The organism is Ensifer sp. EB106-03-01-XG145, assembly GCF_058792075.1.
In genome coordinates, this window is the sequence record NZ_JBYTEC010000004.1 from 59,150 (window position 1) to 74,921 (window position 15,772).

Below are 15,772 nucleotides of genomic sequence, written 5' to 3' on the forward strand. Positions count from 1 at the left end.
TGATGCCTCTCGTGTTCTGGCCGAGTTCGTTCGCAAGATGCCGGTCAGCCCACACGAGGAGGGCCAAGGGTCGAAACCCATCGAGAGAGCAATATTTTGCTCAGATCGGGGACTGCATGGCTTGTGCGTAGTGTGACGGGTTGAAGCGCGTATAGAGGAAGAAAACGCCGACGACGCAGACGAGATGCAGCGTCCACCCAGGGGCGAAGCTGCCGCTGATGTCGTGCAGAAATGCCGTGGCGAAGGGGCCGAGGGACGCGATCAGGAAGCCGCCGCCCTGCATCAATGCTACCAGCACGCCGGCTTCTTCCGGCCGCGGCAGATGATCGAGGGCGGTGACGATCGCCAGCGAGAAGCTGCTGCCGAGGCCGGCACCGCACAGGCCAACCCAGATCGCGGGCGCCGCCTGGGGCAGGAACGCAAGACCGGCGAAACCGATCGCCTGCATCGCCAGCGTCAGGCGCAGGAACGCACGGCGATCGATGCTGCTGCGGGCCAAGACCGGAAGGGCGAGGGCGGCAGCCGCCTGACAGATGGCCATCAGCGCTACGAGATTGCCGCTATCTCCGCTGCTCCAGCCAAGAGACTGGTAATAGGAGGCGAGCCAGGCGACGGCCGAAGAGTAGCCGGCGTTGACCAGGCCGAAGGCGAGAATGAGCGTCCAGGTCCGGGGCCGGCGGAGCAGCCGGCCGGTGAGCGCCTTGTTCGGGCGATCGCTGCGCGAATCCGACAGGATCAGCCACGCGGCACTGAGAGCAACAAGCGCCGGTGCCGCGAGCCAGGCAAGGGCCGGGCGCCAGCCGTAGCCGGCACTGACGAGGAATGGCGTCAGCCGCGCGCCCAAAGCCCCGCCGCCCATCAGGATGGCGGAATAGAGGCCGGTGACCACGGGTATGCTGCGCGGAAACTCCGCCTTGATGATCCCCGGGAAAGCCGCCTGGATAAAGGCGACGCCTGCGCCGCAAAGGGCGGCCGTCATCACCAACGCTATGCCGCCCGGTGCGACGAGCCGAAGCAGGGAACCGGCAGCCAGCACAACGAGAGCGATGAGAATGCCGCGCCGCGTGCCGATCAAGGCCTGCAGCGACGGGGATACGAAGGCACCCACACCCATCAGCATCATCGGCAACAATGTCAGCAGGGCCAGGCTGCCATATCCCATGCCGGTATCGGCGACGATCTCGGACAGCACAGGCCCGGGGGCGGTAAGAAATGGCCGCAGATTGACGGCGACCAGCACGACGAGAATGAGCAGCATCCATTGGCGGCCCGTCGTGGGCTGGGTTGATTTGGGCATGATCGGGTATTTCCTTTACGTCTTCTTCTTGTTTGTGGCCCGAAGAGGCACTTGCGCGGTGGCGCGTCAGTCATTCGCGATGGGAGGCCCCCCAAGGTCACCAGCGCAAGCCGGGACAGTGGCGGGCCAAAAAGGATGTCGGCGACAGGTCCCCAATGCCGTTGGGGTTTGGCCGGCGCGGAAAGGCGGCAAAGGCCTTGCCATCCACGCTTACGCCGAAGCCAGTTCCCGCCCCATGATGCGCTCGACCGAGGGGGCAAGGCGGAGAAGCTCGCGGGTATATTCGTGTTTCGGCGCGGTGAAGAGGGTTTCGGTATCGGCGAGCTCGACGATCTCTCCAGCCTTCATCACGGCAACGCGGTCGCACATCTGGCGGATCACCGCGAGGTCGTGGCTGATGAACAGCATGGAGAGCCCAGCGAGATCACGCAGATCCTTCAGCAGGTTGAGGAGCTGTGCCTGCACCGAGACGTCGAGCGCCGAAGTCGGCTCGTCGCAAATGAGTAGCGACGGGCGCGGACCCAGAGCGCGGGCAATGGCGATGCGCTGGCGCTGGCCGCCGGAGAAGGCGTGCGCGAAGCGTGCGCCGGCATCGGCGGGAAGGCCGACCGCTTCGAGCAATGTCTTTGCGTCCTGCCTGGCTTCATCCGCATTCGAGGCCAGCTTGTAGAACAGGATCGGTTCCGCAATGGCGGCGTTGATCCTCAGGCGCGGATTGAGCGCCGAATAGGGATCCTGGAACACCATCTGCAGGGACTGGCGGATCGATTTTTCTCTTCGGCCGCCAAGCGCCGTGCCCTCGAAATCGATGGAGCCTGCGCTCTGGGTGACAAGACCGGCGATGGTGTTGGCAACGGTGGTCTTGCCGCAGCCGGATTCGCCGACGAGGCCGAAAATCTCGCCGCGCCGAACATCGAAGGACACGCCCTTGACGGCCTTGAAGACCGATGTCTTGCGAAGCAATCCGCGGCCGCCGTATTCCACGGCAAGGTCGCGCACCGAGAGCACCACCTCGTCGCGACTACCGGTCTCGCTCTTCGCACTCTTGCGGCGCACCGTGGCGCGCGCGTCGAGCGTTACCTGCGTTTCTTCGCTCGGCACTGGCAGACGCTCGAGCCGCGTATCGATGGGCGGCACGGCCGCGATCAGTGTGCGGGCATAGGGCGCCTTCGGTGCTGTCAACACCTCGCGCGTCGGGCCGCTTTCCACGACCGCACCGTTCTGCATGATGGTAACGCGGTCGGCGATCTCGGCGACGACGCCCATATTGTGGGTGACGAGCAACACGCCGACACCCCGCTGGTCGGCAAGATCCCGGATGAGCTTGAGGATCTGCGCCTGCACCGAGACGTCGAGCGCGGTGGTCGGCTCATCGGCCACGATCAGCTGCGGATTGCAGGCGAGTGCTGTGGCGATGACCACCCGCTGGCGCTGTCCGCCGGAAAGCTGGTGCGGGTAGCTGCCAAGCCGACGCTCGGGCTCCGGGATGCCGACGGCCTTCATCAGTTCGAGCGCGCGAGCTTTCGCCTCCCTTGAGGAGAGCTTCAGATGCGTGAGCATGCCTTCGCACAGCTGGCTTTCCACCGTGAAGAGCGGGTTGAGGCTCGTCATCGGATCCTGGAAGATCGCACCGACGTCACGCCCGGGCACGATGCCTTCGGTGCGGCCGGTGCGCAGGTTGATCTGCTTGCCGGCGATGATGATCGAGCCGGCGGCGATCTTGCCGGGGGCCTGCAAGAGACCCATCAGCGCGTTGCCGACGGTGGTCTTGCCGGCGCCGGATTCGCCAACGAGGGCGTGGATTTCTCCGGGCCGGATCGTGAGATCGATGTCCTTGACGGCGACAAGCGTGTCGCCGTTGGCCAGCGGATACTCGACACGGAGATTGCGGATATCGAGGACGGGGCGCGTTGTTTCGGTCATCTCATCGGGCCATCAGTTTCGGGTTGAAATGGTCGCGCAGATAGTCGCCAATCACGTTGACGGCCAGCACGAGGATGACCAGCACTGTCGCCGGCATCACTGCGATCCACCAGAGACCGGAGAACAGGAACTGGTTGCCGATGCGGATCAGCGTGCCGAGCGAAGGATAGGTCGGCGGCATGCCTGCGCCGAGGAAGGAGAGCGTTGCCTCCGTCAGGATCGCGCCGGCGAGGTTGATCGTGGCGATGACCATCACCGGACTCATGATGTTCGGCAGGATGTGGCGGCCCATGATGCGGGTGGATGGCAGGCCGATGACCTTGGCGGCGCGCACATAGTCTCGCGCGATCTCCACCATGGTCGAGGCGCGTACGGTTCGCGCGTATTGCACCCATTCGTTGATGGCGATGGAGAAGATCAGCACCAGCGGCGCCCAGGCGAGCATCGTCTCGGCGCTGAGCTGGGCGCGGGCAATGCCGCTGATGAGCAGTGCGACGAGGATGGTCGGGAAGCTGACAAAGATATCGGCGATCCGCATCACGATGCTATCGACCACGCCGCCGAAGAAGCCGGCGACGAGGCCGAGCACGACGCCGAGCACGGCCGCAAAGACCACTGCGCCGAGGCCGATGACGACGGAGATCCTCAAGCCGAACAGGATGACCGAGACAAGGTCGCGGCCCTGGTTGTCGGTGCCGAGCAGGAAGCGGGAATCGCCGCCCTCCATGAAGGCTGGCGGAATTTCCATGTCCATCAGCGAATAGGAGGCGACGTCGCGCGGGTCCATCGGCGCGATCATCGGCGCGAAGATGACGAGGACCAGCATGACGACGAGCACCAGGCTGGCGATGACAACGGAAACCGGCGGAAGTCGGCGCATCAGGGATTGCGTAGCCATTATCGTGTCCTCAGGCGCGGATCGATGAAGGTGTAGAGAATGTCGACGATCATGTTGATCATGACGAACAGGAAGCCCACGAAGAGAAGGTAGGCGGCCAGCACCGGCACGTCGGGATAGCCGACGGCGTTCGTGAACAGCAGGCCCATGCCCGGCCATTGGAACACCGTCTCGGTGACGATCGCGAATGCGATGAGTTGCCCGATCTGCAGGCCTGTGACGGTGACGACCGGCATCAATGCGTTGCGCAGCGCGAGCCGCCCATAGATGTAGGTCCGCGGCAGGCCGCGTGCGAAGGCGAAGCGGATGTAGTCCGACGACAAGACGTCGATCATTTCCGAGCGCACCAGCCGCATGATCAGCGTGAGCTGGAACAATGCCAGCGTGATCGAGGGCAGGATCAGCGACTTCAGGCCCGAGAGCGAGAGAAATCCGGTCTGCCAGAATCCGATATCGACGAGATCTCCGCGTCCGGACGATGGCAACCATCGCAGGTTCACTGCGAAAACCAGGATCAGCAGCAGGCCTGTGACGAAAGTGGGCATCGAAATGCCGACAAGTGTCGCTGACTGGGTCAGCCGAGAGAAAAAGGCGTGCGGCTTCAGCGCGCAGAGCACCCCAAGCGGTATGCCGAGCGACAGTGCCAGCACGGTGGCAACGATCACCAGTTCCAGCGTGGCGGGAAGGCGACTGAGCAACAGGGTCGTCACGGGCTGCTGGTAGCGATAGCTTGTGCCGAGGTCGCCGGTCAGCACTTGGCCAACGAATTTGACGAACTGAGCCAAGACCGGCTTGTCGAGACCGAGCGCGACGCGCACTGCGTCCTTTTCCGCCTGGGTTGCACCCTCACGAACCATTGAGGCGACTGGATCGCCGACGAAACGGAACATGACGAAGGCGATGGCCGTCACCGCGACCATCACGAGGATGGCCTGAAGCAGCCTGACTGAAAGAAGTCTGATCATCGGATAGTCCTTACGGGGAGCGATGTTGCCCTAAGGGCGGCCGCCGGGCTTATGCGCTCCCGCATCCTCCGTGCCGTCGCCGGTTCTGGAGGGGTTGACCCGGTTTGCGGGCCAGTCCCGGTTTGCTTTCGCTTGCCGGGACTGGCCTTGGGAGAGTCCCGATTACTTCTTGATCTGCGCGAACCACGGACGGACATACTCGTCCGGGAACTGCGGCATGTCGACCTTGCTGTTCATCGCCCATGCGACCGGCTGCTGATGCAGCGGCAGGTAGAGCACCTGATCATGGGTGATGCGGAAGGCCTGCTTCAACTCCTCGACGCGCTTGGTTTCGTCGAGTTCCGTCGAAGCAGCATAGGCCAGCTTGTCGATCTCGGGATTGGAAAGCCCATCTGCGTTGCTGCCGCCGAAGGTGCCGTCATTGGTGGCGAGCAGCGCTTGCAGCGGGCTGAAACCGTCCATCGGCGGCAACGAAGCCCAGCCGAGAAGATAGACATCGAACTCGCCCTTGTCTGTCCGTGGGAAATAGGTCGTCTTGCTCTCGACGCTCACATTGGCCTGGACGCCGATCTGCGCCCACATGGAGGCAACGGCAAGGCAGATCTGTTCGTCAGCGATATAGCGGTCGTTGGGGCAGGCGAGGCCGGTCTTGAAGCCGTCCGGATAGCCGGCTTCCGCCAGCAGCGCCTTGGCCTTGGCGACGTCGTAAGGCAGCGGTACATCGATGTCCTCGTCGTAGCCGGTCACTGCCGGTGCGACGAGCATGCCGGCCGTGCGGGACTTGCCGCGCATCAGGCGCTTCTGGATGGTGTTGGTGTCGATCGCGTGCCACAGTGCCTGGCGCACGCGCACATCGCGCAGCGGATTGGGCTGGCCTGGAGTTGCATGCAGTTCCGGCCGGTAGCTAAAGACGAAGAAGATGGTGCGCAGCGACGGGTTTTCGACGACCTTCAGACCGTCGGTGGCCGCAATGCGGTCGACGTCCTGCAGCGGAACCGGCGCAATCATGTCGACCTCACCTGACAGCAGGGCCGCGACGCGGGTCGCGTCGGAGGCAATCGGGCGGAATTCTACCTCGTCCAGATTATGCTGCGGCTTGTCCCACCACTCCTTGTTCACTTCGAAGACCGAGCGCGAGTCCGGCTCGTAGGCCTTCAGCTTGAACGCGCCCGTGCCGTTGGCATGGTTGCTGGCATAGGTGACGACGCCGGTCGAAGCATTGCCCGGTTTCAGTGCGTCGTGCTCCTCCATCCAGGGCTTGCTCATGATGTAGATGGCGGCAAGATCGTTGAGGAGCAGCGGGTAAGGTGCGCGCAGGATGAGGTCGACGGTATACTCGTCCACCTTCTCGACACCGACAACGGTGGAGAGGTTTTCGCGGTTGCGCGCGCCGGGATCGATCTGGCGCTGGATCGTTGCCACCACGTCGTCGGCGTTGAAGGGCTGGCCCTCATGAAACTTCACGCCCTGGCGCAGCTTGAAGCGCCAGCGCGTGGGCTCGACGACTTCCCAGGACGTGGCAAGCGCCGGCTCCAGCTTCAGATCCTTGTTGCGGCGCACCAGAGGATCGAAAACCATGTGGTGAACGCTCTGGGTGAAACTGTCGACCTGAGCGTTCGGGTCGTAGGAAATGACATCGCCGGATGAGGCCCACCGCAGCGTTTCGGCAAATGCGGGCGCAGACAGCGGCGCCAGAAGGGCGAGTCCCGCCAGAAGGGTCTTTATAGAGGTTTTCACTGCTTTCTCCCGTTTAGCGTATACATATTGTCTTTGCTATTGGATACGAATGTTCCCAAAAATAGTGTACATCTGATGCAAACAATATCAAGATGGCGAAAGTCGATTTGGCAGCGCTTTGTCAAAAAAGAACGCCAAACCCGGCAGCCGGAGAGGGAAACGTCCATGACGAACGCACTACTGATTGAAAATGCCACGATCATCACGATGGATCCGGGACGGCGGGTTCTCGAACGCGCCCATATCCTGGTTGAGAATGGACGCATCGCCGCCATCGGTGACAGAAACCTTGTCGGAAAAACGCATGCGGAGCGCATCGACGCGGCCGGCATGGTCGCGATGCCCGGATTGATCGACACGCACGCCCATGCCGGACATATGCTGACCAAGGGGCTGGGCAGTGAGGCCGAGGACTGGATGTCCGTGACCGGCCGTATCTACGCAACCGCGACAGATCCCGAATTCTGGGCGGCGGAGGCGGCACTGTCGGCCGCCGAGAGGATCAAATGCGGCACGACGACCGCGGCGCTGCTGTTTGGCGGCGGCCCGGATATCATGCGCAGCGAGGCCCCGGAGGCGGCCGAAGCGCACCTCGCCTCGGTTGCCGCCATGGGCGTGCGGGAGGTTCTGGCAGTGGGGCCGAACCGTCCAGGACAGGATCATGTGTATCGCCAGTATACGCCGACGGCCCACAGCGACATCGTCGTCGACCCGGACCGGCAAATCGACGTGGCCTCGGAGTTGGTCGATGCTTGGGCGGGACGTGACGAGCGGCTACAGGTCGTCTTTTCCCTGCCGGTATTCGATGAGCAGGAACTGCGCGATGAAACGGTATACAGAATTGCATGCAAGGTCCGAGATCGTGCGCGGGAAAGAGAATGCCTCCTGGTACAGGATGGACACCGCGACGGGTCCATCGCCGCCAATGACGTGCGCCTCGGCCTCTTTGACGAGCGATCGCTGCTTGCCCATTGCATAGACCTGACTGAGGGCGACCGCGCAGTCCTGAAACGAACCGGTGCCAAGGTCGCACACAATCCCAGTGCATTGATGTCGGTTTACGGTCGGTGCCCGGCGCCGGAACTGATGGCGGACGGCGTCACTGTTTCCCTCGGCACCGATGCCGCGGCACCCGATAGGCCTTTCGACATGTTTCGCAACCTGTTCCAGGCGCACCGTTACCACGCGCGCCATTTTGCAGACGATGCCGTGTTGCCGCCGCTGCAGCTGCTTGAGATGGCAACGATCGAGGGCGCGCGCGCACTGATGATGGAGCATCAGCTCGGCTCGCTCGAGGCCGGCAAGCGCGCCGATATCCTCCTCGTAAACATGCGTCAGCCCCATCTCTGGCCGCCGCACGATCCGGTGCAGCGCATCGCGCGCTTCGCCAACGGGGCGGACGTGGATACGACCATCGTCGGTGGACGTGTGCTGATGCGCGGGCGGCGCCTTGTTGGTCAGGACGAAGACGCGATCCTAGATCGCGCCTTGCGCGCCTTTGATCTCGCCATGGCCCGTGCCGGACTAGGCGATCGCACGTAAACACCGGCATAGACGAGGATTTCAAGGTGACTGCAGACCTACTCATCCGCAATGCCCGTCCCTTCGGCGGCCCGCTCGAAGACCTTTTCATCCGTGACGGCCGGTTCGTTGCGGCAGATAGCGTCCGTGCCGCGGTCGAGATCGATGCGGCCGGACATGTCGCCATGCCGGGTCTTGTCGAGGCTCATACCCATCTCGACAAGACCCTCATCGGCATGGACTGGTTCGAAAACCGCGTCGGCCCGACCCGCAATGACCGGATCTTGGCCGACCGCAACGCCAAGCGCGAACTTGGCATCAATGCCCGCCGGCAGTCGGCCCGTCAGATCATGCAGACGCTTTCCTACGGCGTTTTGAGCATTCGCAGCCACGTCGACGTCGATACCGAGATCGGCATTGCCAATATCGAGGGTGTCCTCGAAACGCGCGAGGCAATGCGAGATCTGGTCGACGTGCAGATCGTGGCTTTCCCGCAGAGTGGCATGCTACCGCGCGTGGGCACGCTCGAGTTGATGGACGCGGCTCTGAGCGCCGGCGCCGACATCGTCGGCGGTATCGACCCTGCCTCCATCGAGCGCGATCCGGTGCGTCATCTCGATGCAATCTTCGCTCTTGCGGAACGTCATGCAAAACCGATCGACATCCATCTGCACGAACCGGGTGACCTCGGTGCATTTTGCCTTGATCTCATCATCGAACGCACGCGCGCCTTGTCGCTGCAGGGGCGGGTCATGGTAAGCCATGCCTACTGCCTGGGGATGCTCGATGCCTCACGGCAGGCTGGGTTGGTCGAACGGCTGACTGCCGAGCGTATCGCGGTTATGACCGTGGGAAGTCCATCGGCGCCCGCATTGCCACTGAGGTTGATGCGCGCGAGCGGTCTCACCGTCGCCTCCGGTTCCGACGGTATTCAAGGCACCTGGGAGCCGTATGGAAATGGCGACATGCTGGAGCGGGCGAAGTATTTGGCGCAGCGCAATGGCATGGCCAACGACGTCGATCTCGAATATGCGGCCCGCGTCTGCACTTTCGGTGGAGCGGAAGGCATCGGGCTCGGCGGTTATGGTCTCTCCGAAGGTTGTTTCGGCGATTTGGTGCTGGTGCCGGCGCGCACGTTGGCGGAGGCGGTCGCGCTAACCCCGCGCAAGCGCACCGTTATCCGGCGCGGCCGCGTCGTCGTGGACGGCGGCGAACTGGCAGGTGACCTGCCGGCCATCGAGTGACGCTTTGTTGATGAGATCGGCAACCGGGCTGACGGAGGAGAGTTCGACCGGTCGAGACGTCGACAGGCAATCGCAGGAACGGTCGGCCGAAGGGGTCGGCCGCGCCTTTGCCGTTCCGGTTGGGGGATGATAGTTGTTTGCGGTCCATCCCTCGGCAGACTCTTTCGACCGCACGCCCCGCCATTTTTCAGGTTCTTCATGACGACGCCCAAACCCAGCGCCAGCAATGCAAAATCCTCGGTTCCCAAGTCGGACGTGGTCTATCGTATCCTGAAGCGCGCGATCCTAGACCAGGCCTTCGCTGCGGGAACGAAGCTTCCGGAGGATTCGATCGGCGAGCGGCTCGGCGTTAGCCGCACGATCGTGCGCCAGGCGCTGGCGCGGCTGAACGGCGAGGGACTGATCGAATTGCGTCCCAACAAGGGCGCCTGTGTCAGCCATCCCAGCCTCGAGGATGGGCACGATATCTTTGCCGTGCGGCGAGCCCTGGAGACATTGGTGATCGATAGCCTGATCGGCAGGCTGACGCCGCCGAAGATCAAGGAGCTTGAAGCGCATGTCGATGCCGAGGACAAGGCAAGGGTCAGCAATCCGTCGACCTCGATTCAACTCGCCGGTGAGTTTCACGTCCTGCTCGCAAGACTGACTGAGAACGCGACCCTATTGCGGTATGTTACGGAACTCGTTTCGCGCTCTTCGATGATCCTTTCGCTCTATGGACGCCCCCATTCTTCCGATTGCGCCGTATCCGAGCACCGCGCCCTGATCGCCGCCCTTGCGCGGAACGATCGCGAAAAGGCATGCGAGCTGATGGGCCACCACATCGGCGCCATCACGGCCCGAGCTCTGCTGAAAAGCAACGCTGAGGACGGCTTGCCGGATCTCCTTGCTGCCTACGCAAAGGAAGAGGGCCTTTAGATCGCAACGCCCACTCGGACGCTGCTTGCCTGCGGAAGCTCAGGTTCGGGGATGCGTACCCGCACGTTTTGTATGCAATTTATTCGGGGATGCGATCAAGGAAAGCTCGTCCACATCTGCCGCGTGCGGGTGACCTGGGTCCGCCTCTACCACCCCATCTTCCCGTGGAGTTCGGCGAGATCCTGATTTCTTTTCCATATATGCCTGCCAGTTTTACGCGGCGAGTTTCTTGCCTTGCCGGAGAAAGGTCCATCTCTCTAATTTCTCCCATTATTGTATGCAATTCTCGTGTGCGATATTGACGTTATAATGGATGCAATATAGCTTGATCTTCGGGATTGGCACTGTCGGGGAGGGCAGCATGCGCATCGTACCCGTTGCCGACCGGCGGGCCGGCGATGCTTTCCTGAGAATCTATAGTTCCCACCGAAGGATGTATGTCGGTGTCGGCCGTGTCTGCGCGCTCGAGCCATCAGTGCTTTTCGCCGCCGTTTGCCGTTCACCGACGCCATTCCCCAATGTAGTCAACGGCGGGCGTGCGCGCTGCCGCCCCGATTGTCGTCGCGCCGGGCGTCGGGGTTCTTTGCTGAATTTATCAACAGGCAAGCAGGAGATCCGGACTTGAACATAGATTTCACCACGCTACCGCCTCCGGATCGCTATCGACTGCTGACCAACTTCATCGGTCCGCGCCCCATCGCGCTCGTCGGCACGCGATCGCCAGCCGGACACAACAACGCAGCGCCCATGAGCTTCTTCAACGTGTTCTCCCATGAACCGCCGTTGGTGGTGCTCGGGATCCAGAACCGTGGCAATGGCGACGAGAAGGACACGGTCACGAACATCCGCCGAACCGGCGAGTTCGTCGTCAACATGGTCGACATGGCGCTCGCCGATGCGATGATCGTCTGTGGCGTCAATTTCGCCTCGGAGGTCGATGAACTCGATTTCGCGGGCCTGACGCCGATACCGTGCAACCAGATCGACGCCGCCCGTATTGGCGAAAGTCCCTGCAGCTTTGAATGCAGGGTCGAGCAGATCCTCGACTATCACAAGCGCGTGCTGGTCATCGGCAGGGTCGTGCACATGCATATCCAGGACCGGTGCCTCGATCCTGCGGGGCGCTATGCGAACCCCGAGACCTATCAGCCGATCGCGCGGCTACATGCCGACAATTACATCACCTCAGATCGACAATTCGAACTTAAGAAGCCGGAGGAACTGCTGCCTCTCGAGCTCGCGCAAGTGAACCCAAGGCCGGAGAGGGCCGCCCGATGATCCGCATACATGTCATCAACCCGAACTCGACCGCATCAATGACCGATCAGATCGCACGGGCCGCCGAAGCTGTGCGATCGGAAGGCTCTGTGATCGATGCGGAGACCGCAATCGGTGCGCCCGTCTCGATCGAAGGTTACGCGGACGAGGCGATGGCCGTCCCGGCGATGCTGGCGGCGATCCGTGCTGCGGAGAAGCGGGGTGCGTCGGCGCATGTGATTGCCTGTTTCGATGATCCCGGCCTTGCGGCCGCGCGCGAAGTGGCAACCGGCCCGGTCATCGGTATCTGCCAGGCGGCGGTGCAGGTCGCAATGACGGTGGCGACCCGCTTTGCCGTGATCACCACCTTGCCGAGGTCGGTGCCGGTGATCGAGGATCTCGTCAGGCAATATGGTGCTGCCGCGCGCTGCCGCCGCGTGCGCTCGGTCGATCTGCCTGTTCTGGCCCTGGAAGCCGACCCGGAAAGTGCGCGGACCAAACTACTCAGCGAAGCGCGCGCGGCGATACGCGAGGATGGCGTCGACGCGATCGTTCTTGGCTGTGCAGGCATGGCGGAGCTGTGCGATTGGCTCTCCCGCGAAGCTGGAGTACCCGTCATCGATGGCGTGGTGGCGGCCGTCAAGCTCGCCGAGGCATTGGCGAGTGGCGGCTTTCGAACCTCAAAGGCAGGTGCCTACGCCTATCCCCGCGACAAGTCGGGTGATGTCGCGGCCGCCCGCTGAGCCATTCGGCCGCATTAGAAAAACGCGCGGCCGATGGATTGGCGTCGGCACTGACCGTGCGAACAGGGATAGGTGCGCCGAGATCAGGGATGTCGAAGGTCGGATTTTTGCGGTGATACGGCAAGGCGCTGTGGGAGACCGGTTTCATGCCGAGCGGCGAAGCGGCGGCTCAAGTCTCAGGTGTATCGCAACACGCGGCCGGAATGTGCGCTTTGAGCGGGTGCAATCCGGTTGCCCCACCACACATGCGGCGGGGCAACCGGAAATATTATGCAGCGGATCGAAGTCCGACCGCTGCGGCGAGACCCCTTGCCCGTTTCAGGCACGCAGGTTGCTGATCGGCAAACCGCTCGGCGCCGATTTCCATGATCAGCGTCGTATCCGGAAGGAAGGTCAGTTCGGAGAAGATGTCATCCCAGGCAATGTCGCCCCAGCCGATCGGCAGATGCAGATCGCCGATGCCGAGCGCGGTCGCTTCGGCCGGATGATAGAAGCGGTTCATGGAATAGGGCAGGCCGAAACTGTCGTGAACATGCAGGTGGCCCGTCACGGGCGCCATTGCCCTCAGTTCGTCACGGAAATCCAGCCCGCGATGCGTGGACTCGATATAAGCATGCGAGAAGTCGATGAGCGCGACGACGTTGTTGGAACCGATCGCTCGCACGGTTTCGGCGACCTGGCTCGGTGTCTGTCGATACTGGCCGCTTTCGGTCGTGAAAATGTTCTCGAGCGCGATGCGGACGCCGTAGCCTTTTGCGACCTCCGCCATCTCCGCGAGTGCGTTGCGTTCCATCTTGTCGAGATCAGCGGCATTCTCTCCGGGGGCAAGCTGTGCTGCGCCGGAGTGATGGACGAGAATCCCCGCACCAAGCCGGTCGCACAGCTCGAGCATCGCCCTCACGACCTTCTTTTGCAGATGGTGGTGCTGGCGATCCATGAAGTTGGATACGATCTGGCCGTGCAGCGAAAGCTTCTTGAAGGTGTACTTCTTCGTCGTCTCGGCGACGCGCTGGACACGGTCTTCGATGATGCGGCCGCCACTGACGATCTCTTCGCCATAGATTCCGATCTCGCAGGCGTCGGCTCCGGTCTCGGCAATTTCGCGCAAGGAGGCGTCAAGGCTCGAAAGATCGCCCTTGCCCGTTCGATTACAGAATCCCACGGCGGATATGATGTCGTTCATCACGGTTTCTCCTGATTTATTGAAGTGATCAGACTGCTTGGAGCGTTGGATGGCTGGCTGCGCTGCTGACGGCGCGGGGCTCCAGATCGACGTGGATCCGCCGGCCGGTCTCCTGGTCGAAGAGATGCAAATGCGCCAGAGGCAGCTCCAGGGTGATCCGATCGCCCGGCCGGGTGCGCGTATGCTCGTCGACACTGGCGGCGAAGGGATGGCCATTCAGTTCCGAGTGGATGACGCGGCCGGAGCCGAGCTCCTCGACGAAATCCACCTTGATCGAGACGCCCTTTGCTTCAGGCGCAACGACACATTGTTCCGGGCGAATACCGACCGTGACGTGCCTTGCGCCCAGTCGCCCAGCAAGCGCCCTGTCGATGGGCATCTTTGTGCCGCCGAACGCTAGGCAGGCGTTGTCAACGTCGACAGCGGCATCGAACAGGTTCATCGCCGGCGAGCCGATGAAGGATGCGACGAAGATGCTTGCCGGTCGGTGGTAGATGTCGAGCGGCTGGCCGACCTGTTCGACCACGCCCTTGTTCATCACGACCAGCTTGTCCGCCAGCGTCATCGCTTCCACCTGATCGTGGGTGACGAAGATGGACGTTGCCTGGAGACGCTGATGCAGCTTGCGGATCTCGGCCCGCATGGTGACGCGCAGCTTGGCGTCCAGGTTCGACAGCGGCTCGTCGAAAAGAAAGACTTTCGGTTCGCGAATGATCGCGCGCGCCATGGCAACGCGCTGGCGCTGGCCGCCGGAAAGTGCCGCCGGCTTGCGATCGAGATAATCGGAGAGCCCGACGATCTTCGCCGTTTCCTCGATCCGGCGCAAACGCTCCGCCTTCGGGACACCGGCCACCTTCAGGGCATAGCCGATATTTCCCGCGACCGTCATGTGCGGATAGAGGGCGTAGTTCTGGAACACCATGGCGCAACCGCGTTCACGTGGCTCGAGCCTGTTTACGACGTGGCCGTTGATGGCGATTTCGCCAGCGGTGATGTCCTCAAGCCCCGCGATCATCCTCAGAAGCGTGGATTTTCCGCAGCCGGACGGGCCGAGGATCACGACGAATTCTCCCGACGCAAAGGCGAGGTCGATGCCATGCAGGGTGGGGTTTTTTCCGTAGGATTTACGCACGGCGCGAATTGCGATGTCAGCCATGGGCGCGGACCTCTCTGTCTGTTCTGTTTGGGGAAAGCGGGGTCATTTTTCCGTGGCCACGAGGCCGCGAACGAACCACCGCTGCAGGACGGCAACGACGATGAGCGGAGGCAGCATGATGATCAGCGATCCGGCGAGCGTCACGTTCCAGTCCGGCGTGCCGTTGTCGGACGGCAGGAGTGCGACCAGCGACATCATCGTGGTCTTGTATTGGGGGTCCGTCACCATCAGGAGGGGCCAGAGATACTGGTTCCACCCATAGACGAACATGATCGTCGTCAGTGCGAGCATGTTGGTGCGCGAGAGCGGCAGCAGCATGTCGATGAAAAAGCGGATCGCGCCTGACCCGTCCATGCGTGCGGCCTCCGCCAGCTCGTCGGGCAGGGTCAGGTAGAATTGGCGATAGAGGAACGTTCCGGTCGCGGTTGCGATCAACGGCAGCGTGAGGCCGGCATAGGAATTGAGAAGGTTCCAATCGACGGAAACTTCGAAACCGGTGACGGCGGAAATCAGCAGTCGAACCGGCTGAAACAGGTCGGCAGCGACCGCATAGGTGGGCACCACGCGCACCTCGAGCGGCAGCATCAGGGTGATGAACACCATCCAGAAGAAGAAGCCCTTCAGCGGCGTTCTGAAGAACACGATGGCAAAGGCCGTCAGCGCCGACAGCGCCACCTTGCCGACCGTGACGAGGCTGGCCATGACGAAGCTGTTCAGCATCGCTGTTCCGAGGTTGGCGCGCGACCAGGCGGCGCCCATGTTCTCGAAGAGGCGGTCCTGCGGCACGAAGCTGAAGGGTATGGCGTTGACCTGCTGGAATGTCTGGCTGGCGCCCGACACGATGACGATGAAGGGGCCGATCAGCAGCAGTAAGCCGAAGATCATCACGCCATAGGTCAGCGCGTTGGCGAAAGGTGTCCGCTGGATCAT

The 15,772-nt window shown here is 62.5% G+C and carries 13 protein-coding genes; 5 read left to right on the forward strand and 8 right to left on the reverse strand.

Features of this window, described 5'->3' with window-relative positions; translation table 11 throughout:
* Positions 1-100: 100 nt before the first annotated feature.
* From AC3WWH_RS12750 to AC3WWH_RS12770, 5 genes are all read right to left on the reverse strand, one after another.
* A complete protein-coding gene (locus AC3WWH_RS12750; protein WP_058321911.1) occupies positions 101-1,297 on the reverse strand; it encodes a cyanate transporter in 1,197 nt (398 codons plus the stop codon).
* A 210-nt stretch (positions 1,298-1,507) separates the two neighbouring features.
* On the reverse strand, positions 1,508-3,220 hold the full coding sequence (locus AC3WWH_RS12755) for a dipeptide ABC transporter ATP-binding protein (protein WP_058321910.1): 1,713 nt from the start codon (positions 3,218-3,220) through the stop codon (positions 1,508-1,510).
* Position 3,221: 1 nt separating this feature from the next.
* Positions 3,222-4,118 carry an ABC transporter permease gene (locus tag AC3WWH_RS12760; RefSeq protein WP_058321909.1) on the reverse strand — a complete coding sequence of 299 codons (897 nt, stop codon included), beginning with the start codon at positions 4,116-4,118 and terminating at the stop codon, positions 3,222-3,224.
* Positions 4,118-5,083, reverse strand: a complete 966-nt coding sequence (locus AC3WWH_RS12765) for an ABC transporter permease (protein WP_057249798.1) — start codon at positions 5,081-5,083, stop codon at positions 4,118-4,120. Before AC3WWH_RS12765 ends, AC3WWH_RS12760 begins: the two co-directional genes overlap by 1 nt.
* Positions 5,084-5,245: 162 nt before the next feature.
* Positions 5,246-6,820 carry an ABC transporter substrate-binding protein gene (locus tag AC3WWH_RS12770; RefSeq protein WP_058321908.1) on the reverse strand — a complete coding sequence of 525 codons (1,575 nt, stop codon included), beginning with the start codon at positions 6,818-6,820 and terminating at the stop codon, positions 5,246-5,248.
* A gap of 39 nt (positions 6,821-6,859) precedes the next feature.
* Between AC3WWH_RS12770 and AC3WWH_RS12775 the strand changes: the two genes are divergently transcribed.
* The 5 genes from AC3WWH_RS12775 to AC3WWH_RS12795 all read left to right on the forward strand — a co-directional run bounded on the left by AC3WWH_RS12775 (position 6,860) and on the right by AC3WWH_RS12795 (position 12,503).
* Entirely contained in the window at positions 6,860-8,362 is a 1,503-nt protein-coding gene (locus AC3WWH_RS12775; protein WP_245299095.1) for an amidohydrolase family protein, read from the forward strand.
* 26 nt (positions 8,363-8,388) lie between these two features.
* Positions 8,389-9,585: an amidohydrolase gene (locus AC3WWH_RS12780; protein ID WP_058321906.1), complete on the forward strand. Its 1,197-nt coding sequence runs from the start codon at positions 8,389-8,391 to the stop codon at positions 9,583-9,585.
* Positions 9,586-9,783: 198 nt separating this feature from the next.
* The gene (locus AC3WWH_RS12785; protein WP_058321905.1) at positions 9,784-10,503 is read left to right on the forward strand and encodes a GntR family transcriptional regulator; all 720 of its coding nucleotides are present in this window, start codon (positions 9,784-9,786) and stop codon (positions 10,501-10,503) included.
* A gap of 621 nt (positions 10,504-11,124) precedes the next feature.
* The gene (locus AC3WWH_RS12790) at positions 11,125-11,781 is read left to right on the forward strand and encodes a flavin reductase family protein (protein ID WP_058321904.1); all 657 of its coding nucleotides are present in this window, start codon (positions 11,125-11,127) and stop codon (positions 11,779-11,781) included.
* The gene (locus AC3WWH_RS12795) at positions 11,781-12,503 is read left to right on the forward strand and encodes an aspartate/glutamate racemase family protein (RefSeq protein ID WP_058321960.1); all 723 of its coding nucleotides are present in this window, start codon (positions 11,781-11,783) and stop codon (positions 12,501-12,503) included. The genes AC3WWH_RS12790 and AC3WWH_RS12795 overlap by 1 nt, the downstream gene beginning before the upstream one ends.
* 268 nt (positions 12,504-12,771) lie before the next feature.
* On the opposite strand, the gene AC3WWH_RS12800 is transcribed toward AC3WWH_RS12795, so the two are convergent.
* The 3 genes from AC3WWH_RS12800 to AC3WWH_RS12810 are packed head-to-tail and all read right to left on the reverse strand — an operon-like array spanning position 12,772 to position 15,772.
* Positions 12,772-13,686, reverse strand: a complete 915-nt coding sequence (locus AC3WWH_RS12800) for a TIM barrel protein (RefSeq protein WP_058321903.1) — start codon at positions 13,684-13,686, stop codon at positions 12,772-12,774.
* A 28-nt stretch (positions 13,687-13,714) separates the two neighbouring features.
* Entirely contained in the window at positions 13,715-14,842 is a 1,128-nt protein-coding gene (locus AC3WWH_RS12805) for a sn-glycerol-3-phosphate import ATP-binding protein UgpC (RefSeq protein WP_492376992.1), read from the reverse strand.
* Between the two features lie 42 nt (positions 14,843-14,884).
* Complete coding sequence (locus AC3WWH_RS12810) at positions 14,885-15,772, reverse strand: ABC transporter permease subunit (protein WP_058321902.1); 888 nt, start codon at positions 15,770-15,772, stop codon at positions 14,885-14,887.

What these genes read in the sequence shown, in the direction of transcription:
- AC3WWH_RS12750 (WP_058321911.1), bottom strand. Translation starts at nt 1,297, where the DNA reads ATGCCCAAATCAACCCAGCCCACGACGGGCCGCCAATGGATGCTGCTC.
- AC3WWH_RS12755 (WP_058321910.1), bottom strand. Translation starts at nt 3,220, where the DNA reads ATGACCGAAACAACGCGCCCCGTCCTCGATATCCGCAATCTCCGTGTC.
- AC3WWH_RS12760 (WP_058321909.1), bottom strand. Translation starts at nt 4,118, where the DNA reads ATGGCTACGCAATCCCTGATGCGCCGACTTCCGCCGGTTTCCGTTGTC.
- AC3WWH_RS12765 (WP_057249798.1), bottom strand. Translation starts at nt 5,083, where the DNA reads ATGATCAGACTTCTTTCAGTCAGGCTGCTTCAGGCCATCCTCGTGATG.
- AC3WWH_RS12785 (WP_058321905.1), top strand. Translation starts at nt 9,784, where the DNA reads ATGACGACGCCCAAACCCAGCGCCAGCAATGCAAAATCCTCGGTTCCC.
- AC3WWH_RS12800 (WP_058321903.1), bottom strand. Translation starts at nt 13,686, where the DNA reads ATGAACGACATCATATCCGCCGTGGGATTCTGTAATCGAACGGGCAAG.
- AC3WWH_RS12805 (WP_492376992.1), bottom strand. Translation starts at nt 14,842, where the DNA reads ATGGCTGACATCGCAATTCGCGCCGTGCGTAAATCCTACGGAAAAAAC.
- AC3WWH_RS12810 (WP_058321902.1), bottom strand. Translation starts at nt 15,772, where the DNA reads ATGATCCAGCGGACACCTTTCGCCAACGCGCTGACCTATGGCGTGATG.